This is a genomic window from Ruegeria sp. YKSD163 (assembly GCF_059612905.1).
This window is the reverse complement of record NZ_JBXWRM010000009.1, coordinates 1-22,381: the sequence shown is the minus strand read 5'-3', so window position 1 is coordinate 22,381 and position 22,381 is coordinate 1. Positions and strand designations below refer to the sequence as shown.

Sequence of the window (22,381 nt, the reverse complement as noted above, 5' to 3'; positions counted from 1 at the left end):
AAAAAGGGATGCGCTTGGGCCGGAAAGGTAGGTTCCCGATGGGGGGAGGTCAAGATATCTGGATGCGACCCAGGGCAGCGGCCACAAGATCGTGAGGCAGCCACATGATCTGTGCGGTGCGAGTCCAAAGGATGCCGGTGCGGATGGTGCGGCCGGGATAGACCTGTTCCAGCGCATGCGCATAGGCGCCCATCTGCCGCAACAGCCCTTCGGGGCAGGCTTCGGGCCCGTCTGGCACCACCGCGTTGCTTTTGAAGTCGACGACGCCGATTTCACTATCACCGATCAGCAACCGGTCGATCACTCCGTGCAAGCGCCTTGCCCCCAGCGGCGCCGTAATCGGCACCTCGGCCAGGGTACCGGGGGCAAAGATCTCGGCCAGCGCCGGGGCGCTGAGAACGCCGCGTGCCTCGTTCAGCAAATCTTCGCGCAAGGGGGCATCAAGGCCTGGCAACAGGCGCAAGGCGTGATCGGTCCAAGTCGCCGGTTCGGTTCCGGGCAGATGTTCCAGCAACAGGTGCAGCCCGCTGCCGCGCGCTTTGGCGGCTTCTTCGTCCAGACCGGCTTCTCCCGGCAGGGCCTTGGCGCCGCCCAGTTCCGAGGGCGCAATGGTTTTGGATGCGGATACGGGATCGGGCGCAGGGCGGGCCACCCAATCGGGCACTGTGACCGTCATGTCGGGCGCAGAGCTCTCCTCGACCAATGGTGGCCCGGTCCAGTCGCCATGCTCCAGCCTCAGGATATCGCCCGCGACCCCGGTCGCCCCGGCCTCGACCATAGCGTCCGAAACCGCCTGGTACCAGCTGTTGCCATCGCTGCCCAGATCACCCGCCGCCGCCACGATCAACCACTTTTCCGCCCGAGTCAGGGCCACATACAACAGCCGCAACCGCTCGTTCATCTCGCGCGTCTGCGCCGCCTCCCGCGCGGTCGAGAGCAGCGCCGGAGAGCTGTCGCGCGAGACCCGCCACAGTGGTGTACCCTCGGCCAACATGATCTCGGCATCGCGTGGCGCGCGGCGCTGGGCAGTGTCGGGCAGGATCACGATGGGCGCCTCCAGCCCCTTGGAGCCATGTACCGTCATCACCCGGATCATGTCGCCCACCCCGGTCATCTGGCGCTTGATCTCCAGATCGTCAGTCTGCATCCAGACCAGGAACCCGGTCAGGCTGGGAATGTCCGAGCGTTCATAGGCCAGCGCCTGGCTGAGCAGGGCGTTGATCCCGTCCTCGGCCTCGGCGCCCAATCGGCCCAGCAGCTTGCGGCGCCCGTCATGCCGGGTCAGGATCCGCTCGATCAGGTCATAGGGGCGCAGAAAGTCGGTCTGCCCGCGCAGGTCGTCGAGCATCTCGAGCGTCTCGGGAAACTCGGCCCGGCGCGCCCTGAGCGCCGCCCACAGGTAGCGGTCCGTCCGGCGATGTGCCAGATCGAAGAGTTGCTGTTCGCTCCACCCGAACAGCGGCGATTTCAGCACCGTGGCCAGCGACAGATCATCCTCGGGCGTGGCCAGAAAGTTGAGCAGGGCGGCAAGATCCTTGACCGCCAGTTCGGCCCCGACCTTGAGCCGGTCGGCCCCCGCGATGGGAAGGCCCGCCGCCTTGCAGGCGCGGATCATCTCGGCAAACAGATCGGATCGGCGCTGAACCAGGATCAGGAAATCCCCGGGCCGCACCCGTCGCCGCGCGAACATACCGGGTGTTGCGCCATCAATCGGGATGGTTTCGCCCCGGTCGATCATCTCGCGGATCTGCCCGGCGACCCGTTCGGCCAGGATCACTGTGTGATGGCGCGCGCCGGGCCGGTCCACCGGGTCGGTCCAGTCGCCGTCTTCCTCTTCCTCGACCTTGTCGATCAGCGGCCAAAGATCGACCCGCCCGGGCAGGTCGGACTTGAAGGCGCGGTGCAATGCCTCTTTGCGGAACCCGGCCTGTGCCCGGTCCCGGAACACCAGATCGACCAGTCCAAGGATCGCGCTGGACGAGCGGAACGAGAATTCAAGCGTCAAATCTTCCAGGTTAGAGCCTGAATCGCGCAGCTTACGCCCGAATTCGGCCTGCATGCGGTCAAACGCGTCCGGGTCGGCGCCCTGGAAGGAATAGATCGACTGTTTCTTGTCACCGACAACAAAAATGGTGCGCTCGACACCCGAGCGCGCGCCTTCGCCGCTGGTGAATTCCTGCGCCAGCTTTTCGATCACGTCCCATTGTTCGGGGCTGGTATCCTGCGCCTCGTCCACCAGGATATGATCGATGCCGCCGTCGAGCCGGTAAAGCACCCAGGCCGCGACGCTCAGATCGGTCAGCAATTGCCGCGCCTTCAGGATCAGGTCGTCAAAGTCGAGCCAGCCGCGCAGCTGCTTGCGCCGGGCATATTCCGGCAGGAACACGGCTGCGAACCGGTGCAACGCCAGCGATTTCTCAGCGGCAGCCAGCGCAAGGCGCTGGTCGCGCGCTGCCTCGACCCGCAACATCAGTGCTTCGAGTTGCGGCATCTGTCCGGCCAGCGCGCCTTGGCGCAGACCCTTGGTGGGAAAGCCGTCGATCTTGGCCGAGAACGGCGATTTCGCGCTGGCACCGGTCAGCAGCACCTGTTCCAACACGATCAGACCGTCAAGTGTCGGCCGGGTAAAGGCAGCAAGCCGCGCGGCGGCCTTTTGGTCATTGGAACCGCTTCCCATCAGTGTGGGCAGGAGGGAGCGGATCAGCTCGACCTCGCCCCCCAGAAAAACCGAGGCCAGCAGCCCTTGGGTATCGAACCCCTCGGGCAGATCGAACAGGGTCAGCAGCCCGGCCCAGTCCAGCGGGTGGGCAAAGGCCGCGCGTTGCTGGCAGATGGCGGCGGTCAGGCTGGCGAAATCGGTATCGGTGATATGGCGGGCCAGATCCGAAATCAGCGCAGCCTGCGGACCGGCGGCCAGATCCTCGACGATCTCTTCGCGCAGCAGGGCGGCGGCGCGGTCCTCCATTTCCGAGAATTGCGGGCTGACCCCCGCTTCAAGCGGGAACCGGCGCAAGAGCGTGGCACAGAACGAGTGGATGGTCTGGATCTTGAGCCCACCAGGCGTTTCGATGGCGCGGGCGAACAGGGTGCGGGCATGGGCCAGTCGCGCATTGTCGATCGCCCCCGGCACCCCAAGATCGGACAGTTGCGCCCTGAGCGGCGCATCCGCCAGCATCGCCCATTCGCCCAAACGTTTGAACAGGCGGTTCTGCATCTCGCTGGCCGCTGCCTTGGTATAGGTCAGGCACAGTATGTGCTGAGGCTGCACATCGCTGAGCAACAGCCGCGCCACCCGGTCGGTCAGCACCTTGGTCTTGCCCGACCCGGCATTTGCCGCCAGCCAGGTCGAGGCGTCGGGCCGCGCGGCCTGTACCTGTCGTTCTGTTGCTGCGTTGCGGGCGCTCATGTCAGATCCTCGGCTTCGGGTGTGGCGCTGCGGTCCCATTCGCCGAACCGGGCCAGATGATCGTAATCGCCTGCATCGCTGTCCTTGTGCAGCATCCGGCGCGCGGTAAAACCTTGATCTGGCTCGAAATAGGCGCCAATCAGCTGGTGCAGCTCAGCCCAAACCTTGGCCGGGGGCTCGGCGTCGAGCGGGGCTGGCACCTCTTTGTAACTGCCGCCCATGCCGATAAAGACCGCGCGCGCCACCGGGGCCGGGTCGATCCCTTCGAACCCGCCCTCTTCGGCCAGTGCGGCCTCGATCAACAGCTGCCGGTCGAATTTCGCCTGCTGCTTTTCGCTGGGTGGTGCTCCTGTCTTGTAGTCGTAAAGGCACAGAGAGCCGCGTTCGGTGCGGTCGATCCGGTCGGCCCGCCCGGTCAGGGTGAAATCCAGCCCGTCGAGCTGTTTGCGCATCCGCGCCTCGAAGGCGATCGGGCCTGCATCGGTGCGTCGGGCCTCTTCGGACAACAGGAAGGCATCGGCCACCCGGTCGAGCCGCGCCAACCACAGCGCCCGCGCCGTGGGCCAGGCAACCAGCTCCTCCAGCATCGTGGCCGCGCGTTTCAGGAAGGTGTCGCGGTTGAGCAGTGCCATGTCCAGCACGCTGTCGCGCACGAAACTCTCCAGGATCTCGTGGATCACGATCCCCCTCAACAGCGCGTCGGGCGCCTGCACCAGCGGGTCCAGCGGTTTCAGCCGCAGCACATGCCGGGCATAGATCGCGTAAGGATCGCGGATCAGTTTCTTGATCTCGGTCACCGACAATTGCCGGGGCCGCGCGGCCAACGGGGGCCGGGGCGAAGGGCGCGGGGCCGGGGCGCTGCGCGGGGCCTCCTCCAGCGCCTCGGCCATGGATAGCCAGCGGCGGCCACGCGCCCGCATCTCGGACAGCGCCGCGGCGCCGCCCTGATCGGGCAGGCCCTGCAACAGGTTGGTCAGCCGGTTCAGCCAGCGCGAGGGTACGGTTTCGGCATCATCCGAGCGTTTGGCGCGAGTCAGCCAGACCTCGGGCGCGCCGATGGCCTGCTGGAAATCATGCGCCGACAGTCCGATGCGACGTTCCGGCGGCAACAGGCCCGCATCGTGGCGCATGCGACGGTTCAGCCAGGGGTCGGGGGCAGGGGACTCGGGCCAGCTGCCTTCGTTCAGCCCGCCCAGGATCAGCAGCTCGGCCCCCATCACCCGCGCCTCGAGCGTGCCCCAGATCATGATGCCGGGATAGGGCGCATCGCGGTCGCGCACCTCGCCCGTGGACAACAGCCCCCCCAGCAGATCGGCGAAATCGCGGGCATCCAACTCGCCGCCATGCGGGGCCTCGTCGGCCAGAGCGGTGACGATGGCCAGCGCCTCTTGCCCGGCCTTCTGTTCCCAGAGGCTGCCGGTGCCGCCCTCGGCGCCTGCCGACAGCGCCTCGGCCAGTTGGCGCAGGCGGTCGACCCATTCGGACAGCGGCAGGGCGCGGGTGACATGCTGGTCGCAGAAACAGCGGGCGACCCAGTGGGTCCAGCCTTCGGGCACCTCGCGGCGCGTGGTGAAAGCGGCGAGGTCTTCGGCACCGGGAAAGGGCGGTCCGTTGCGGCGCAGATCCAGCTCCAGATCGCGGGTGTGGAGCAGGTGTTCGTTGCGGCCCCCTCCGGTATGACACAGCGGGTGTTTCAGCAGGGTCAGCAGTGCCTCGCCATCCAGCCGGGATGAGAACAGCGCCGCCACATGACGCAGGAACCGGCCCGGAGGTGACAGGTGCAGCGGCAGGCCGGCGCTGTCATCGGGCAGGATGTTCCAGCGGTCAAGCGCGGCGCTGACCTGCCGCGTCAGCATCCGGTCAGGGGTGATCAGCGCCGCGCTTTGCCCATCCTCGGCCGCTTGGCGCAGGCGTAGGGCGATGGCCTGCGCCTCGTCCCGCGGGCTCGCCGCCTCGATCAGGGTGATCTCGCGGGTGGCGGTGTCGATGCCCTCCAGCTGCGGCCCCTCGCTCATCCAGGCGTCGGTCACCGGTGCGGGGCGAAGCGCCAGCGAGATCAGCCTGTTGCGGGCGGGGCAGGGGGCGATGTCATCCGACCAGGGTGCGATCTGATCCGGCGTCAGGTTCAGCCGCGCCATCAGCCGGGCAAAGCGAAACTGGGGATGATCCTCGGTGGTCAGCGCGTCCTCGAGCCCGTCCCAGACCCGCTCCGGCTGATCAAAGTCATAACCCGGCAGCACCACGGCGCCCTGCGGCAGGCGGGCCACCGCCTCCATCAGCAGCATGGTTGTGCCGCGCGATCCGGTCGAGCCCGCCAGGATCACCGGATGCGCGGGTGGGCGCTGCGCCCATTCAGAGACCAACGCCTCGACCACGCGCCTTTGCCGGGCCTGCACATCCAGTTCGTCGTCACCGCTGCGCAAATAGCGCTCGGCTATGGCGATGAATTGCTGCGCGCGTGCCCAGTGGCCAGACTGGTCGCTGACATCCAGCGCCCGAATGGCAGCGGGTGTGACGTCTTCGCCCTGCATCTCGTCGATCAGAGAGGCCAGGCTGTCGGAAAGGTCGAAAATCGAGGCCCGCGCTGCCAGATCGGGCTGCTGGTCCAAAAGGCGCGTGATCAGCTGCACCAGTTCCAGCCGCCGCCGAAGCGGCGGTATGGCGGGCGGCAGATGGGTGACCGCGCCCAGCGCCGTCAGCTCGGTGACCAGCGACACCCCGGGCAACAGCGCCGCCGGCCCGGCATCGAACAGCGCACGGATGCGCCGCTCCATCCGGTGGGTGTTGACCACCACCTGCGCCCGCGCCAGAACATGCGGCGCCTGCCCGGCAGCGCGCTGGCGCAGCCCCTGCACCAGCGCCCGCGGGAAATCGACGCCGGGTGGCAGGGCAAAGACACGGGGGTGCGGGCTGGGGTCAAACATCGCGCAGCATCTCCTCGGCCAGGGTGATCCCGCCGGGATGGCCCACATCGCACCAGCGCCCTGGGTATTCCAGCGCAAAGAGCCGCTCCGACGCCCCGATCCTGTTCCACAGAAGGTTCAGCGAAAAGGCAGGCAAGTCAAAGCTGTCCAACCCGCCGGTCTTGACGATCTGCACCCCGCCATAGACCAGCCCCGGCCCGCGTTCGATCCGTCCCTGTGCGTCACGGCTGAAATCGCCAGTCCCGGAATGACCGATGGCCTTGTCAACCGCTACGCACATCAACAGCGCGTCCATACGCGCTGGATCCCATGCTTCGGCCAGCAGGGCAAACGGATTCGGCCCCGACCAAATCGCATCGGTATTGCTTGTAAACACCGTTTCGGCCCCAAGCATCGGCAAGGCTTGCCGCAACCCGCCGCCGGTATCGAGGATATCGGGCTGCTCCTCGGACATCAGCACACCCAGTGGGGCCAGGTGCGCCGCCAGCATCGGGGCCAGGTAGTGCAGGTTCGCCACGATCCGGGGCGGGGAAACTGCGCGGGCCAGATCCAGTGTGTGATCTATCAGAGGGCGACCCGCCACCTCGATCAGGGGTTTCGGGCGGGCACGGGTCAGGTCGCCCATACGGGTGCCGAACCCGGCGGCAAACAGCATTACGGGCAGGTCGGATGGTGTCATCTCGGGTGCAGTCGGGCCAGATTTTCAGGAGAGGGTGGTGGTAGCGTTTGGCGCAGCATGTCCGCGATACCCGCCATGGCCGGATGCTCCAGATCGCGCATCACGTGACGCCAGACTGCCGCCATCAGCGCCAGGTACCGGGTCTTGCCCATCTCGCGCGACAGCCGGGCAAAGACGCCCAGAATGCGCAGGTTCCGCTGCACGCCCAGCACCGCATAGGCAGTGCGGAATTCGTGGTCGTCCGCACCGGTCTCGGCTATGAACCGGTCGATCATGCGCATTTCGATCCGGGCCGGCACATCTCGGCGGATGTCCTGCAAGAGGCTGACCAGATCATAGGCCGGGTGGCCCACGACCGCGTCTTGGAAATCGAGCAGCCCGACCCGGGCCATCCCGGCGCGATCCGGCAGCCAGAGCAGATTCTCGGCGTGATAGTCCCGCAGGATCAGCACTTTGGGTCCCTGGATCGTCCGGTGCAGGACGCCACCGAACCGGTCGATGAACCGATCCCGCATCTCGGTGGTGTCAGTGCCTGTGATCCCGCTCACATAGTGATCAAATGCGATATCGGTCTTTTCGGCCAGCGGTGCCGGGCCATAGCTGTCCAGTCCGGCCATGAGCGGCATGTCACGCAGCGCCACCAGCAGATCGGTCGCTGCCTCGTAAAGCGGCACTTCTTGCGACGGGTCGCGGGCGATGACACGGGTAAAGAGGTCGTCGCCCAGATCCTCGATCAGTAAAAACCCCTGCGCTGGATCCTCAGCCAGGATCTCCGGCGCGCTGAGGCCCTGGGCGCGCAGGTGCCGCGCCACCTCCACAAAGCGATGCACCGTTTCGCCCTGCGCGGGCGGTGCATCCATCAGAACGGCGGTCTGGCCGGTTTCCGGGTTGGTCAACCGCTCATAGCTGCGAGCCGAGGCATCGCCGGCCAGAGGTGCGCGCGAGGCGCCGGCCCAGTCGGTTTCGGCCAGGAAAGCGGTGGCAAGCGCGCTTCGGTCACTCATTTCAACGCCTCGATGCGCGTGGTCCATTTTGGATCGGTCCAAGACAGGGTCAGGCGGCGTTTCAACTCGACCTGAGGGTCGGTTTCGAAATGCAGATGCAGGGCATGATCCGGTGTCAGAGGGCCCAGCCGGTCTGGCCATTCAACCAGCGTGATCGCTTCCGAGAAGGCCTCTGACAGGCCCAGTTCCTCGATCTCTTCCAGTCCGGTCAGGCGGTAGAGATCGCTGTGCCAGATCTCGCCCCGGGTGCTGTCATAGACCTGTACCAACGTGAAGGTGGGCGAGGGGATATCTTCGGCAAAAGGCAGCAGGGACTGGATCAGGTGACGGGCGAAATGGGTCTTGCCGCTGCCGATCTCGCCCGACAGCAGAAGGCAATCGCCTGGCGCCAAAGCGGCACCGAGAACCACCGCCAGACGGGCGGTTTCATCGGGGCTGTCAGGGTGCAGGATCAGGGGCGAAGCGGTCATGGCGCCACAATGACTGCGGTGCATTCCGGCTGCAAGGCGGTATCACCCCCCGGCGTGGGCGGGGCCGCGCGCGGCTGTCTCTGCGGGCGACGAAAAGGATACCAGGGTAGAGCCGTTCTGGATCGGACTGACGGTGCAGATCAGATGCGCGCCGCTGCGCAATTGCACGCGCCCCCCCCATTCGGCCCGGTTTTCGCGGCTTTCGACAAAGTCTCGGATATCACCCCAAAGCGGCGTCGCGGCGCAAAGGTCCTGCCAGGTTCGGGTCGCATCCACGATCGTCACCTGTGCAAAGCTGAGATCGGGATCGGATTTCCACAACCGGTGATAGGCGGCGTTGGAAAAGGCCAGCGACCCGTCGGCGGCGAACACCGCAATCGCCGCATCCAGATGGTCCAGCACTGCCTGCCCCAATTCCAGCTCTGATCGAAACCGGCGAGTCAGGGTGATCTCTGCGGTAATATCCTCGAACAGGAAGGCCACCGCGCCGTCGGGATGGGGCCGCCCGCTGACCGAATAGACCGAGCCGGAGGGCAGCGACCAGGTTTCCTGATAATTGCCGCTCGATGCCGCGTGCAGCAGGTCGTTCATCTGCTGGCGCCAGCCGCCGTAATTCTTGGGCTCGGGCATCATATTGAGGTTGCGCAGCCGGTCAAAGAAGCTCGAGACCTCCGGCCGGCTGCTGAGGAAATCGGCAGGCAAACAGGTCAGGTCGATCAGGGCGGGATTGAACAGTGCCAGTTGCCGGTTGCGGTCAAATATCGCCAGCCCGATGGACAGTTGGGCAAAGGTCTTGGCAAGGGTCTGCACGAAATTGCGCTGGGCGACTTCGGCATCGACGACCGCGTTGATGTCCATCGCGTAGCAGAGACAGCCTTCGTCCTGCGGGACGATCACGACGTCGAACCATAGTTTGGTGCCGGTATCGCCGGTCGCGATGGAAATCCGGGTTTTCTTGCCCGGCGCGCCTATGTCCGAGACGTCGGGAAACAGCGGGTCGAACAGTTCTGGCGAGCGCCCTCGCACCTTTCGGGCGAGAACCACATAGGCGGCGTTACACCATCGGATGCCGCCATCCCCGCCCAGATACCAGACCGGATAGGGCGCCTGATCCATAGCAAGTCGCAGCGGATCGGTATCGGGGTTCTGCCGTTTACCGTCTTGTGTGTGGCAATGCCTGCGCAGTTCGACCCGAACGATGCCGTCGATCCATTCGCAATAGACATCGCGGTCAGCCCGTCCATCGATCGCGGTGACGACCAATTCTCCTTGCTGTTCCACATGCTCGGGATCCGATGGGAATCCGGGGAATTCGTCAGCAAGCCTGTCGCGCAGGACGTGCCAGTCATGAATACCTCTGTCGGTGCCCTGATGTGAGGCACCGATCAGGTCGGTGCCTTCAAATAGAAACACATGCCCTTGCCCGCCGCCCGGTTCGAAAACCCGTCCTACTGGTTTGCCCTCGCGCATCGAGGCAATCAGGAACCGTCCTGTCAGGCCCGCAGACAACAGGGTAATTGCCGCCAGAGCCAGCCAATCCGCCATATTCGCAACCCGCCTTGTCTCGTCCGAATGGATCGATCCTGAGGGTCAGAGGTTAACACAAGTTTAACTAAACTTGAAACTGCTCATTCAACCCTAGCGGGACAGGATTCTCGCCGGTCTGAGCGTCGATCTGCGACCGGGGCCACACGACCAGAACGATTGCACCACGGCGTTCGGACTGATCGGTAAGCGTCTGGTAGGGATCCGAACCGTTGGCAAAGCTCAACTCGGCTCCGCTACGTTCCAGCAGCGTCTTGGCAATGAACAGACCCAGGCCCATGCCTTCGTATTCCGGCCGGGTGCGGCGGTCGATCTCGGCACGGCGACGGCGCACGAAAGGATCGCCGATCCGCCCGATCATGTGGCCGGGATAGCCGCGACCGTCGTCCATGATTGAAACCGTGATCGTCTCGGCTGTCCATTCCGCCTCGACCCAGACATTGGCGCGCGCGAAATCGACCGCGTTCTGGATCAGGTTGCGCAGCCCGTGGATGACCTCGGGCTTACGCAGGATCGACGGCTGTTGCAGGTCGCCGCCCTCACCCGGACCTTCGTCGAAATGCACGGTTTTGCCGCGGTGCACATGCGGTTCGGCGGCCTCGTGGATCACGGTAGACAGCGGAGCCTGGCGCAGATGCAGATCGTCCTTTCCCGCCCGGCCCATGTCACGCAGGATATCGCGGCAGCGATCCGCCTGCTCGCGGATGAGCGCCGCATCCTCGCGCAGGTCGGGGCGGTCATCCAGCTCTTCGACCAGCTCGGAACTGGCCAGTTTGATCGTCGCCAGCGGCGTGCCCAGCTCATGTGCGGCGGCGGCCACCACGCCACCCAGATCGGTCAGCTTCTGTTCTCGCGACAGCGCCATCTGAGTCGCGGCCAACGCCTCGGACATCGATTGCACCTCGGAGCTGATCCGGTAGGAATAGGCTCCGAGAAAGATGATCGCGATTATGATCGCTGTCCAATGGCCAAAGACGAACACATCCGGAATGCGCAGGACAAAGCCCATCTCGGTTCTCAACGGAACGTGATAGAGGCCCAGCAGCGTGACCAGAACGATGGCGGTGGTGCCGATGAACAGGGTCGAGCGCAGGCCCATGACATTGGCCGAGATGATCACCGGCCCGACCAGAAGCAGCGCGAACGGATTGTGCAACCCGCCGGTCAAATACAGCAGGAACCCCAGCTGCAACAGGTCGAACAGCACCATCAGAAAGTTCTCGAACTCTCCCAAGCGCTTGTTTTCAGGGAAAAGAAAGATCGCCAGCAGATTGCCGACGGCTGAAATACCGATGGCCAGATAGCACAGGCCCAGGTTCAGTTGCAGGTGATAGCTGTGCTGTGCGACCAGAATCGCGGCGACCTGCCCGGCAATGGCCACCCACCGGAGCAGGATCATCGTGCGCAGACGGATCCAGCTGCTGCGCTCTTGTCCGAGCACGAGGTTGATATTGGAGTCCGGCATCGCGCGCCTATGTCCAGTTGCAACGGCTGGCTATCTTGATAGGTGTCCGGGCCGAGACGATCAACATCTCTGACCTTGAGGCCGAAAATGACCCGACTCTATGCCTTTCTCTCCGCGGTGCTCGCTGCCACTGCACTGGGCGCCACCTGGATCGCAACCCGAGGCGGCGATGGGGACGACCGGTTCGCCCAATGTCGCGCGGGGCAGATCGCGGGTGGGGCCGAGACCATCGGTGGCCCGTTTGAACTGGTCAATGCCAAGGGCGAGACCGTCACAGACAAAGATGTGATCACAGAGCCTTCGTTGCTCTATTTCGGCTATACGTTCTGCCCCGATGTCTGCCCCCTGGATACCTCGCGCAATGCCGATGCCGTGGACCTTCTGGAAGGCCGGGGCCAGATGGTGACCCCGATCTTTATCTCGATCGACCCCGACCGGGACACCCCCGAGGTGGTTGGCGATTTCGCAGCCAACCTGCACGAGCGCATGATCGGCCTGACCGGATCGCCCGAACAGGTCAAGGCCGCAAGTCAGGCGTACAAGACCTATTACCGGGCACAGGACAAGAGCGACGAGTACTACCTGGTCGATCATTCGACCTTCTCTTACCTCGTGCTGCCCGAGCATGGCTTTGTCGAGTTTTTCCGCCGCGACGAGACGGCAGAACAGATGGCCGACCGGATCGGATGTTTTCTGGATGCCATGTGATCACGACAGAGGCGTTTGACCTTGCCGCAGTCGCTGTTAATACTCGCCCTTAGGCAAAAACACGAAAAACAGCGGAAAGAATGAGCATGGTCGACGCCCCCCAGCCCGATATCGGACCCGACAAGTCGCTGTTGCTGGTCGATGACGACGAGCCGTTTCTGCGCCGGTTGGCCAAGGCGATGGAAAAACGCGGCTTCGAGATCGAGACCGCCGGTTCGGTTGCCGCCGGGCGCGCCATTGCCACCGCCCGGCCACCAGCCTATGCGGTGGTCGATCTGCGGCTCGAGGATGGTAACGGTCTGGATGTGGTCGAAGTGTTGCGCGAAAAGCGGCCCGACTGCCGGGTCGTGGTCCTGACCGGTTACGGTGCCATCGCCACTGCGGTCGCGGCGGTCAAGATCGGGGCCACCGACTATCTGTCGAAACCTGCCGATGCCACCGACATCACCAACGCTTTGCTGGCCACCGGCGACGAATTACCTCCGCCGCCCGAAAACCCGATGAGCGCGGACCGGGTGCGGTGGGAACATATTCAGCGCGTCTATGAGCTCTGTGATCGTAACGTTAGCGAAACCGCGCGCCGGCTAAATATGCACCGTCGGACCCTGCAAAGGATTCTGGCCAAGAGAAGCCCGCGCTGAGAGGTTCGTTATGGCGCACGCGCCTGAACTCGACCCCAATGATCCGGCGACGCAGCCACAGCCCGATGGCGGCTGGTCCGAGGGGCTGACCACACTGAACGACGCCATTGTCGTCCCTCCAACGGTCAGCGATTTCACCCAAGAGGCAGGCGTGCTTTACAGCGATGGCCGTTACTGTCCGCAAGGTGCCTTGTGGCGCCGCTATCGCCCGCTGACAACCGAGCCGCCGTTGCCGGACGATGTGCCGGAAACCCTGTCCGGCCGCTGGCTTTGGGGCGGAGTGCTATGGGCGCATTTCGGCCACTTCCTGGTGGAAAGCACCGCGCGGCTCTGGGCGTTGAATCATGTCGAAGGGCCAATCGACGGGGTGTTGTTCATTCCGAAACGCCCGCGCGTCGGCGACCAGATCCGTGGATATCAGCGCGATTTCATCGACCTGATGCGCCCCGGCCTGCCGATTCATGTAGCCACTGCGCCAACCCGTGTCGAGGAACTGATCGTGCCCGGGCAGGGCTTTGGCCTGGGTCCGATCACGCAGGGCACGCAGAAATTCCGCGACGCGATCCATGCCGGGTTCGGCAAATCGGTAGACCCGGACGGACCCAGCAAGTTATATATCTCACGCTCTGCATTGGGCCTCGGCAAGGGTGGCATGCTGGGAGAAGAGCGGTTGGAGGATCTGCTTCGGGCCGAAGGTTACGACGTCTTTCACCCCGAGAAATACAACCTCGAAACCCAGTTGGCCCGTTACAAGGCCGCAACCCATGTGATCGCCGCCGACGGTTCGGCGCTGCATCTCTATGCCATGGTCGGACGACCCGATCAGAAAGTGGCGATGATCCTGCGTCGCAAGGCCGGGGCCGCCAACCTGTTGGCCAAGAACGTCGCCCATTTCTGTGAATGCGACCCGCTGGTGATTGATGCGCTCTATACCGAATGGGTGCGGGGGGAGGGCGGCAGATCGAACCGGCTTTCCTTTGGCGAGCTGGATCACGCGGTGATCGGGCGCGGTCTGGCAATGGGCGGGTTTGTGCGCCCGGACATGGACTGGCCGCGCGCAACCGATGAAGAGCGCGCCCAGATGTTCCGAGACAAGGGTCTGGATCAGGCCGGTGATTTTGTCGAGAGCGAAGAATACCGGAAACGCCGTCGCCGTATCATGCGGCAGGAGCGGCGTGCGCGGCGCGCCGCGCACGAGGATGGGGCGGATCAGACTGCGGAAATCAAGGCCTCGTAGCGGGCGGTAAAGGCGGTGCGTGTTTCCAGCGGTGGCCGCAGACGGATATCCAGCCCCTGCATGAGTTCTGGCCGCTGTCGGCCAAAGAACTTGTTCGCCTCGGCCTCGGTAAACCCGGCGATCCGTGTGGCCTCCAACCAGGCGCTGACCCGGTCGGCGCGCTTGATCTGTTTCTTGATCTGCACCGGCAGCACGGCAGGCAGGCCGAACCGGATATGGATTGCCGCTGTCAGCCGTGCGTCAAGCAGCCCGTAATCGGCCCCGACCGCCGCCTTGACCGGAGAGATCATGTCGCCGATCACATATTCAGGCGCGTCGTGCAGCAGCGCTGCCAGTCGCCACTTCGCACCTGCACCGGGCACGATGCGGGCAAAGATATCCTCGACCAGCAGCGAGTGTTCAGCCACGGAGTAGGCAAATTCCCCTCGTGTTTGCCCGTTCCAGCGTGCGACAAAGGCTAGCCCATGGGCGATATCCTCGATCTCGATATCGACCGGAGTCGGGTCCAGCAGATCCAGCCGCCGCCCCGACAGCATCCTTTGCCAGGCTCTGGGTTGTGTTGCCATTGTGCCACGTCCCCTTTGCGTGCCATGTTTTTGCCACATTCCGGGCGCAGCCTGATCCCTGTTCCGATCACATGCTGCCAGCCCAATGATCAGGTGTCGCGTTCGCGGCCCGGCGGCTTGATCGGTCTATCGAAGAGCGGGGGGCGTGTTATCTCCTCCCGGCACGTCCCCCAACAGATCCGTTCCTCTATGCGAAAGGAGCTTGCGATGATCAAGCCTCTGTTGGGAGCATTGGCCGGCTTTGGCCTGATCCTGTCCGCCGGGACGGCCACCGCGCAATCCTGTGCTGCGCGCGCGGCGATCGTCGACCGGTTGCAGCAGAAATACTCTGAACGTCTTGCTGCCGGTGGCTTGCAGCCCCTGTCTGATGGCGCTTCGGTGATCGAGCTTTGGGCTTCGGCCGAGACCGGCACCTTTACCGTGCTGCTGACCCGGGCCACTGGCATCAGTTGCATCGTCGCTGCGGGCACCGACTATTTCCAGACCCCGGACACCCCGCCGGTGCCCGATATCCCCAGCTGAGCCACAGCCGCTATCATTCCCCCTGATCCTCGTTGCCAGCCGAAGGCAGGGGTGATAGGGCCTCTGGCGACCGAATTTGCCGGAATGGAGTGACAGATGGCCGGGGATTATATCGTCAAGGACATTTCGCTGGCCGGGTTTGGCCGCAAGGAACTGGATATTGCCGAAACCGAGATGCCGGGCCTGATGGCCCTGCGCGAGGAATATGGCGAGGCGCAGCCGCTCAAGGGCGCGCGGATCGTCGGTTCGCTGCATATGACCATCCAGACCGCTGTTCTGATCGAGACGCTGGTGGCGCTGGGCGCCGATGTGCGCTGGGCTTCGTGCAACATCTTCTCGACCCAGGACCACGCGGCGGCAGCGATTGCGGCGGCAGGCATCCCCGTCTTTGCGATCAAGGGCCAGACGCTGGAAGAGCATTGGGACTACCTCGACAAATCCTTCCTGTTCGAGGACGGCCCCAACATGATCCTGGATGATGGCGGCGACGCGACGCTTTACATCCTGCTCGGCGCTCGCGCCGAGGCGGGTGAGGACATCATCCCGGTTCCGTCCTCGGAAGAGGAAATCGTGATCAAGGCCCAGATCAAGAAGCGCATGGCCGCCTCGCCGGGCTGGTTCACCAAGATGCGTGATCAGATTCAGGGCGTGTCCGAGGAAACCACCACCGGCGTCAACCGTCTGTACCAGCTGGTCAAGGACGGCCACCTACCGTTCCCGGCGATCAACGTGAACGACAGCGTGACCAAGTCGAAATTCGACAACAAATATGGCTGCAAGGAATCGCTGGTCGACGGTATCCGCCGCGCCACCGACACCATGATGGCCGGCAAGGTCGCCGTGGTTTGCGGGTACGGCGATGTGGGCAAGGGCTCGGCCGCGTCTCTGCGCGGCGCCGGTGCGCGCGTGAAGGTGACCGAGGTCGACCCGATCTGCGCCCTTCAAGCCGCCATGGACGGGTTCGAGGTGACCACGCTGGAAGACGAAGTCGCCAGCGCCGACATCTTCATCACCACCACCGGCAACAAGGACGTGATCCGCATCGAGCATATGCGCGAGATGAAGAACATGGCCATTGTCGGCAACATCGGCCATTTCGACAACGAGATTCAGGTCGCCGCGCTGAAGAACCACAAATGGACCAACATCAAGGAGCAGGTGGACATGATCGAAATGCCCTCGGGCAACAAGATCATCCTGCTTTCCGAGGGTCGTCTGCTGAACCTGGGCAACGCCACCGGCCACCCTTCGTTCGTGATGTCGGCCTCGTTCACCAACCAGGTTCTTGCGCAGATCGAACTGTTCACCAAGGGCGATCAGTACGAGAACAAGGTCTATATCCTGCCCAAGCACCTGGACGAGAAAGTGGCCCGCCTGCACCTGGCCCGGATCGGTGTCAAGCTGACCCAGCTGAGCCCCGATCAGGCCAGCTATATCGGGGTCAAGCCCGAAGGCCCGTTCAAGCCGGAACACTACCGCTATTGAGTGTCGGCGCCAGCCGATGCCCAACCGTTCTGACTGGCCGCCCTGACATGATCGGGGCGGCCTTTTCATACCGATCGTTTGATCCGACAAAGCTTGACGCGTTAATCCCCAGTCCGCTTATCTCATGCAACTGTGCCGAGCCCTCAGGCGGCATGCACCTCTAGGAATGTGATATGCGTATGAAGTTTCTTTCGATCCGCGTCTTGGTCAAATCGCTGTGTGTGGCGGTGTTGGGGCTCTCATTCGGTGCGGTGATGGCCGAGGCGAAACCCAAGGTAACCGTTGTGAACAAGACCTATACGGTGAATGCCACCACAGCGCAGGACCTGATCCCGGAGATGGATGCGCGGGGACCCAACGGGTTCTGGGCCTATACGGACTGGTATGTGAAATGGTCCGGCAGTTGCGACCTGTCAGTCAGTATCACCTATACGATGCCCAAGCATAAGAACGAGGCCAAGCTGGATCCGGAGCTGCGCAAAAGCTGGATATCCTTTGTCGCGGCTCTGAAGAAACACGAGGAGTTGCACGGCGCGCATGGTGTTCAGGCAGCGCAGGAAATTGAACAGACCAAATGCGCTGACGGTGACGCCGTCATCAGAAAATGGTCCAATCAGGACAAGGTTCTCGACAAGCGCACCGACCACGGCAAGAAGGATGGCGTGGTCTTGAAGTGAGGCGGCCCGTCGCGTTGTCTCTCGCCTCGGGGCTGACTTGACGCGATGACAAGGCCGATCACGGCGACTTACAGGGAAAACTGGCCAAGTTTTCCCTTTGTGCACGACCCGGCTGCCGCTACGCTCTCGCCAGTGCCGGATAGACTGGCCGAAAACAGAAAAACTCGGGAGAGTGAAGAGATGGGAAAACGCGACGACCTGATCGCCCAATATGCAGACGATCTGAAGAACAAGTGCGGGATGGAACCCGACATGGACCTGCTGACCAAGGTTACCATTGGCTGCGGTCCGGCGATTTATGATGCCGATGCCTCTACCGTCGCGTCGAGCCAGCCGGGTGAGCTGGAAACCGTCAAGAACAATTTCCTGATCAAGAAGCTGGGTCTGGCCGACGGGCCCGAGCTGGATGCCGCCATTGCCAAGGTGGTGGACACCTATGGCAAGTCCGAGCGCAACAAGTATCGCGCCGTCGTCTATTACATGCTGACCAAGCATTTCGGCAAGGAATCCGTCTACGGCTGAGCCAACGGCATGCTGTACACGCAAGCGCCCGCATTGGCGGGCGTTTCGCATTTAATGAATATTGTCAAAGCTTTGCCTTTGCGCCGGAAGGGGTATCGGGCGTATAAGTATTGTATGACCAGAACGGTCAGAACCTCGGTACAGAATTCGCGTGTGGTGTGTTGGGAGCACGCGGGGGTAGGGGAGGGTTCTGAACCGTCGGAACCTTCCCCTTTTTTGTTGTGCCGCAGCCCGGGATCCGGGTTCTAGAACAGCGTCAGGATCAGGCCCATCACCGCACAGGCCAGTGTTGCATAACCCCCGTCGATCAGACTCAGCCGCAGCGGGCGCATACCATAGAGATTGTTGAGCGCGATCCAGGGTGCGATGAAGAATAGCCCGATGCCGATCCCGGCCACGATCCCCGCCCCAGCGCTGTCGATCCCCGAGAGGGCAAAGACATGGCGCATCATTCCCGCTACGATCAGTTGCAGCAGAAAACTGGCGGCAAAGATGCCCGGCGTCATGCCGCCTTCGGGCTTGCCGTCGGGGTCGCGCGGCACCTTGGCATCCTGCATCCAGGGTTCCGCCAGAACCATGTACCAGACCGATCCCAGCGCAAAGGCGCCAAACGCGGCCGCCAGAACATTCAACAGTTCCATCCTTGCCTCATCGAGTATCCGCGATGCGGCCAGATTGCATGATCAGTCGGGATCTGTCTGCCCCATCGCGCAGATTGCGCGCCATTCCGCCTCGGTCACCGGCTGCACAGACAGGCGCGAGTTGCGCACCAGAACCATCTCGGACAGGCGCGTGTCGGCCTTGATCTGCTCCAGCGTCACGGGTTGCTGAAAGGGGCGCACCGCCTTGATGTCCACGCATTCCCAGCGCGGGTCATCCGCCTTGCTGTCGGGGTGCACCTCGGCGCAGACCTCGACGATGCCCACCACCGCCTTGTCGCTTTGCGAGTGGTAGAAAAAGCCCCGGTCACCCAGCGCCATTTCCCGCATGAAATTGCGCGCCTGATAGTTGCGCACGCCATCCCATTCCTCGCCCGCGTCACCCTTGGCGACCTGATCGTCCCAACCCCAGGTTTCGGGTTCCGATTTGAACAGCCAATAGGCCATCAGCCGATTACCTTTTTCCACGGGATCAGTTGCACCGATTGGAACAGGCCCGCCTTGGCATAGGGGTCATTGGCGGCCCAGTTCTCGGCCGCGGCCAGATCGGCCACATCAAGAATGACCAGCGAGCCGATCATCGCGTCACCGTCCAGCAAGGGGCCCGCCTGCGCGACAACGCCGGTTTCCTCGATATAGGCAAGATGGGCTGCGCGATTGTCGAGCCGGGTTTGCAGGGCGCCGTCCTTGTCCCGTGCGATCAGGGCAACCAGCATGTCATTCCTCCTTGAGCGGTCGGTTGAGCAGCGAACGCATCGCTTCGGCGACACTGTAATCACCGTTTGACAGCTGCGCCACCGTTGTGCTGATCGGCATCTCGATCCTGTTATCGCGGGCCAGTTGTGCCACCGCATGGGCGGTGGCGACACCTTCGACCGTGGTGGAGCGGTCGAACGGTTCCTGTCGGCCCAATGCCAGACCGAACCGATAGTTGCGCGACAGGTCGGATGAGCAGGTGAGCATCAGATCGCCAAGGCCAGACAGGCCCATCAGGGTCTCGGGGCGGGCGCCTTTCAGCGCCGCCAGCCTCTGCATCTCGGCAAAGCCACGGGTCAACAGCGCGGCGCGGGCGCTGTCGCCCATCCCGGCACCGATGCAGGCGCCGCAGCCGATCGCGATCACGTTCTTAAGCGCGCCACCAAGTTCGGCCCCGATCGTGTCGGTGGTGCGATAGAGCCGCAGGTTGGCGGTGGTCAGCTGCGTCTGCAAATCACGGCCAAGATCGGCTTCGGCACAGGCCAGCGTCAGTGCCGTCGGCAGGCCGCGCGCGATATCTTGGGCAAAGCTGGGTCCGGTCAGCAACGCGGTGCGGGTGTCTGGCAGGATTTGCGCCATCACCGCCAATGGGCCGAGCCCGGTATTCAGTTCGATCCCCTTGCAGCAGGCAACCAGAACACGCCCGCGCAGTGCGGTGGCGTTCTCGGATAGCATGCCGCGCAACTTCTGCATCGGTACCGCCAAAAGCAGCGTGTCGCATCGCGTGGCCTGATTCAGATCGGCGGTAACGCTCAGCGCTTCGGGTAGCGGCAGGCCGGGCAGGCGCTGGTGGTTCTCGCGGGTCTGCTGCATCTGTCGCGCCTGTTCTGGGGATCGTGACCACAGCGTGACCGGACCCTTGCCCGCCAGCGATATTGCCAGAGCGGTGCCGAATGCACCTGATCCCAGAACCGCGATACTCATGCCTTGGCGCCCTTCTTGCCGCTGCCCAGCATCGCCGGGCTGCTTTGATCAAGTGGCCAGCGCGGCCGCGCGGTCAGGTCCAGCCCGTCGCGGGCGCCTCCGAGGAACCGCTCCAGCCCGGCATAGGCGATCATCGCCGCATTGTCGGTGCACAGATGCAGCGGCGGCGCGGTGAACCGGGCACCCGCCTCGGCGCAGACCGTTTCCAGCGCCGCGCGGATGGCGGCGTTTGCCGCCACCCCGCCGGCAACCGCGACAACCGGCTCCGTCGGCGCCGCGTCCAGATAAAGCGCCAGCGCGCGTCGGGTCTTTTCCGCCAGGGTATCCACCACGGCGGCCTGAAACCCGGCGCACAGATCGGCGCGATCCTGCCGGGTCAACCCGCCCTGTTCGCCGACCAGCTGGTCGCGCATCCGCATCAGCGCCGTCTTCAACCCCGAAAAGGACAGGTCGCAATCGGGCCGGTCCAGCAAGGGCCGGGGAAAGCGGAACCGCTTGGGATCACCCTGCCGCGCCTCGCTCTCGACCGACGGACCGCCCGGCTGGGGCAGGCCCAACAGGCGCGCGGTCTTGTCAAAGGCCTCGCCCGGGGCGTCGTCGATGGTCCCGCCAAGCCGTGAGAACTGTTCGGGCCCGTGGGCGATCAGGTATTGGCAATGCCCGCCAGACACCAGCAGCATCAGATAGGGATAGGCGATCTGGTCGGTCAGGCGCGGGGTCAGCGCGTGGCCCGCCAGATGGTTCACCCCGATCAGCGGCAGGCCGGTGGCGGCGGCGATCCCCTTGGCGCACATCACCCCGGACATCACCCCGCCGATCAGGCCCGGCCCGGCGGTTACCGCCACCGCATCCAGATCGGCCAGGGTAACGCCAGCCTCGGCCAGCGCCTGGCGCACGCAGATATCAAGCTTTTCGGCATGCGCGCGGGCGGCGATCTCGGGCACCACGCCACCATAGGCGCTGTGCAGGTCGGTCTGGCCATGCACGACCGAAGACAGGATCTCGGCCGGTTGCCCCTCGGTCTGGCGCACCACCGCGGCGGCGGTATCGTCGCAACTGCTTTCCAGCCCGAGTATCGTCAGGGTTTGCGCCATCGGCCCCACCGTTGCATGATGTTCGGCGAGCGGGGTATCACCCCCGCGACCCGCAAACAATCCCGCCACGCAGGAGCGCGCCGCTGATCTATCTGCTGATGACCCGCCCGCGTGGCGCCTCGGAACGGTTTGTCGCCGGGTTGCGCCCCGAGATCCGGGAGACGCTGAGCGTGGTCTATGCCCCTCTGCTGCGGATCGAACCAACTGTCGAGACGCTGGATTTCGGACCGGCGGCAGGGCTGATCTTTACCTCGTCCAATGGGGTCGGCATCGCCGCGCGGCTGAGTGCCGACCGGTCGCTGCCCTGTTTCTGCGTCGGGCGCGCAACCACCCGGATGGCGGCGCAGGCAGGCTGGTCCGCCACCATGGTGGGCGAGAGCGCCGAGGCGCTGATCGCGGGGATACTGGCACGGCGCCCGGATACGCCGCTTTTGCATCTGCGGGGCGAACATGGGCGCGGTGAGGTGGCGGCAAACCTGACCCGGATGGGGATCAGAACCGAGGAACAGGTGATCTATGCCCAGCGTTTGCTGCCCTTTTCCGACGAGGCACAACGGGTTCTGACGGGTGACAAACCCGTTATTGCACCGGTTTTCTCACCCCGGACCGCGCGACAATTTGCCGGGCTGTTGAACGGCACGCCGTCGCTCAGCGTCGTCGCGATGAGCAAAGCAGTGAAAAAACCTTTTGAAAACATGAAGCTTTCCGATTTGATCGTTGCCAAGACTCCGGATGCCGACGCCATGCGGGACGCGATTGAAATTGCCGTGACCCGTGCCATTCGGGTTGAGGGGCGTCCGGGCGCGCATTAGTGTCGAACGGCATCCGGTATTTGAAGATTTTCAGATTCGAAAGGGACAGCGCGGTGGCCGAGAAGAAAGACCCAGAGCTGGAAACCGTCACCGACCCTATGTCCGAGACCAAACAGGAGTTGCCTGAACCAACGGTTGACGAGGCGAAGGCGGCGACAGAGGCGCCTTCCGAAGCCGAAGCCGAAGCCGAAGCCGAAGCCGAAGCCGAAGCCGAAGCCGAAGCCGAAGCCGAAGCCGAAGCCGAAGCCGAAGCCGAAGCCGAAGCCGAAGCCGAAGCCGAAGCCG

The 22,381-nt window shown here is 63.9% G+C and carries 21 protein-coding genes and 1 pseudogene; 9 read left to right on the top strand and 13 right to left on the bottom strand.

Annotated elements, in window-relative coordinates; translation table 11 throughout:
- Positions 1 to 49 precede the first annotated feature (49 nt).
- The 7 genes from addA to regB form a co-directional block, all read right to left on the bottom strand.
- Positions 50 to 3,406 carry a double-strand break repair helicase AddA gene (addA, locus tag AC2FNA_RS13050; protein WP_496827168.1) on the bottom strand — a complete coding sequence of 1,119 codons (3,357 nt, stop codon included), beginning with the start codon at positions 3,404 to 3,406 and terminating at the stop codon, positions 50 to 52.
- A complete protein-coding gene (addB, locus tag AC2FNA_RS13045; RefSeq protein ID WP_496827166.1) occupies positions 3,403 to 6,330 on the bottom strand; it encodes a double-strand break repair protein AddB in 2,928 nt (975 codons plus the stop codon). Before addB ends, addA begins: the two co-directional genes overlap by 4 nt.
- Positions 6,323 to 7,009 carry a nucleotidyltransferase family protein gene (locus AC2FNA_RS13040; RefSeq protein WP_496827164.1) on the bottom strand — a complete coding sequence of 229 codons (687 nt, stop codon included), beginning with the start codon at positions 7,007 to 7,009 and terminating at the stop codon, positions 6,323 to 6,325. The genes addB and AC2FNA_RS13040 overlap by 8 nt, the downstream gene beginning before the upstream one ends.
- Entirely contained in the window at positions 7,006 to 8,013 is a 1,008-nt protein-coding gene (locus AC2FNA_RS13035; protein ID WP_496827162.1) for an aminoglycoside phosphotransferase family protein, read from the bottom strand. Before AC2FNA_RS13035 ends, AC2FNA_RS13040 begins: the two co-directional genes overlap by 4 nt.
- Positions 8,010 to 8,483, bottom strand: coding sequence for a tRNA (adenosine(37)-N6)-threonylcarbamoyltransferase complex ATPase subunit type 1 TsaE (gene tsaE / locus AC2FNA_RS13030; protein ID WP_496827161.1), 474 nt, complete (start codon positions 8,481 to 8,483; stop codon positions 8,010 to 8,012). The genes AC2FNA_RS13035 and tsaE overlap by 4 nt, the downstream gene beginning before the upstream one ends.
- A gap of 42 nt (positions 8,484 to 8,525) precedes the next feature.
- Positions 8,526 to 10,028 (bottom strand): PAS-domain containing protein, encoded by a 1,503-nt coding sequence (locus AC2FNA_RS13025; protein WP_496827158.1) that lies wholly within the window; start codon positions 10,026 to 10,028, stop codon positions 8,526 to 8,528.
- Positions 10,029 to 10,095: 67 nt separating this feature from the next.
- Positions 10,096 to 11,493 (bottom strand): sensor histidine kinase RegB, encoded by a 1,398-nt coding sequence (regB, locus tag AC2FNA_RS13020; RefSeq protein ID WP_496827156.1) that lies wholly within the window; start codon positions 11,491 to 11,493, stop codon positions 10,096 to 10,098.
- 87 nt (positions 11,494 to 11,580) lie between these two features.
- On the opposite strand from regB, the gene AC2FNA_RS13015 reads away from it, so the two are divergent.
- From AC2FNA_RS13015 to AC2FNA_RS13005, 3 genes are all read left to right on the top strand, one after another.
- Complete coding sequence (locus AC2FNA_RS13015; RefSeq protein WP_496827154.1) at positions 11,581 to 12,201, top strand: SCO family protein; 621 nt, start codon at positions 11,581 to 11,583, stop codon at positions 12,199 to 12,201.
- A gap of 86 nt (positions 12,202 to 12,287) precedes the next feature.
- On the top strand, positions 12,288 to 12,842 hold the full coding sequence (locus AC2FNA_RS13010; RefSeq protein WP_234139263.1) for an ActR/PrrA/RegA family redox response regulator transcription factor: 555 nt from the start codon (positions 12,288 to 12,290) through the stop codon (positions 12,840 to 12,842).
- A 10-nt stretch (positions 12,843 to 12,852) separates the two neighbouring features.
- The gene (locus tag AC2FNA_RS13005; protein ID WP_496827152.1) at positions 12,853 to 14,079 is read left to right on the top strand and encodes a glycosyltransferase family 61 protein; all 1,227 of its coding nucleotides are present in this window, start codon (positions 12,853 to 12,855) and stop codon (positions 14,077 to 14,079) included.
- On the opposite strand, the gene AC2FNA_RS13000 is transcribed toward AC2FNA_RS13005, so the two are convergent.
- On the bottom strand, positions 14,052 to 14,645 hold the full coding sequence (locus AC2FNA_RS13000; RefSeq protein WP_496827150.1) for an HD domain-containing protein: 594 nt from the start codon (positions 14,643 to 14,645) through the stop codon (positions 14,052 to 14,054). The two genes, AC2FNA_RS13005 and AC2FNA_RS13000, sit on opposite strands and share 28 nt — an antisense overlap.
- 207 nt (positions 14,646 to 14,852) lie before the next feature.
- Here AC2FNA_RS13000 and AC2FNA_RS12995 point away from each other — a divergent pair, with 207 nt between their 5' ends.
- From AC2FNA_RS12995 to AC2FNA_RS12980, 4 genes are all read left to right on the top strand, one after another.
- A complete protein-coding gene (locus AC2FNA_RS12995; RefSeq protein WP_496827149.1) occupies positions 14,853 to 15,167 on the top strand; it encodes a hypothetical protein in 315 nt (104 codons plus the stop codon).
- 96 nt (positions 15,168 to 15,263) lie between these two features.
- Positions 15,264 to 16,652 carry an adenosylhomocysteinase gene (gene ahcY, locus AC2FNA_RS12990; protein ID WP_496827147.1) on the top strand — a complete coding sequence of 463 codons (1,389 nt, stop codon included), beginning with the start codon at positions 15,264 to 15,266 and terminating at the stop codon, positions 16,650 to 16,652.
- Between the two features lie 173 nt (positions 16,653 to 16,825).
- On the top strand, positions 16,826 to 17,329 hold the full coding sequence (locus AC2FNA_RS12985) for a DUF922 domain-containing protein (RefSeq protein ID WP_496827145.1): 504 nt from the start codon (positions 16,826 to 16,828) through the stop codon (positions 17,327 to 17,329).
- A 180-nt stretch (positions 17,330 to 17,509) separates the two neighbouring features.
- Positions 17,510 to 17,851 (top strand): DUF2853 family protein, encoded by a 342-nt coding sequence (locus AC2FNA_RS12980; RefSeq protein WP_234145376.1) that lies wholly within the window; start codon positions 17,510 to 17,512, stop codon positions 17,849 to 17,851.
- A 245-nt stretch (positions 17,852 to 18,096) separates the two neighbouring features.
- Here the strand turns inward: AC2FNA_RS12980 and AC2FNA_RS12975 are convergent, their stop codons facing one another.
- The 5 genes from AC2FNA_RS12975 to tsaD are packed head-to-tail and all read right to left on the bottom strand — an operon-like array spanning position 18,097 to position 21,284.
- On the bottom strand, positions 18,097 to 18,492 hold the full coding sequence (locus tag AC2FNA_RS12975) for a DUF1761 domain-containing protein (RefSeq protein WP_496827143.1): 396 nt from the start codon (positions 18,490 to 18,492) through the stop codon (positions 18,097 to 18,099).
- Between the two features lie 42 nt (positions 18,493 to 18,534).
- A complete protein-coding gene (locus AC2FNA_RS12970; RefSeq protein ID WP_496827141.1) occupies positions 18,535 to 18,957 on the bottom strand; it encodes an EVE domain-containing protein in 423 nt (140 codons plus the stop codon).
- Entirely contained in the window at positions 18,957 to 19,226 is a 270-nt protein-coding gene (locus AC2FNA_RS12965; RefSeq protein ID WP_234145378.1) for a YciI family protein, read from the bottom strand. The genes AC2FNA_RS12970 and AC2FNA_RS12965 overlap by 1 nt, the downstream gene beginning before the upstream one ends.
- Position 19,227: 1 nt before the next feature.
- Positions 19,228 to 20,190 (bottom strand): NAD(P)H-dependent glycerol-3-phosphate dehydrogenase, encoded by a 963-nt coding sequence (locus tag AC2FNA_RS12960; RefSeq protein ID WP_496827139.1) that lies wholly within the window; start codon positions 20,188 to 20,190, stop codon positions 19,228 to 19,230.
- Positions 20,187 to 21,284, bottom strand: coding sequence for a tRNA (adenosine(37)-N6)-threonylcarbamoyltransferase complex transferase subunit TsaD (tsaD, locus tag AC2FNA_RS12955; protein WP_496827137.1), 1,098 nt, complete (start codon positions 21,282 to 21,284; stop codon positions 20,187 to 20,189). The genes AC2FNA_RS12960 and tsaD overlap by 4 nt, the downstream gene beginning before the upstream one ends.
- Positions 21,285 to 21,382: 98 nt before the next feature.
- On the opposite strand from tsaD, the gene AC2FNA_RS12950 reads away from it, so the two are divergent.
- Together AC2FNA_RS12950 and AC2FNA_RS12945 are read left to right on the top strand one after the other, a co-directional pair.
- Positions 21,383 to 22,096 (top strand): uroporphyrinogen-III synthase, encoded by a 714-nt coding sequence (locus AC2FNA_RS12950; RefSeq protein ID WP_496827135.1) that lies wholly within the window; start codon positions 21,383 to 21,385, stop codon positions 22,094 to 22,096.
- Positions 22,096 to 22,381, top strand: a pseudogene (locus AC2FNA_RS12945) (hypothetical protein); the annotation flags it as partial. The gene AC2FNA_RS12950 and the pseudogene AC2FNA_RS12945, both read left to right, overlap by 1 nt.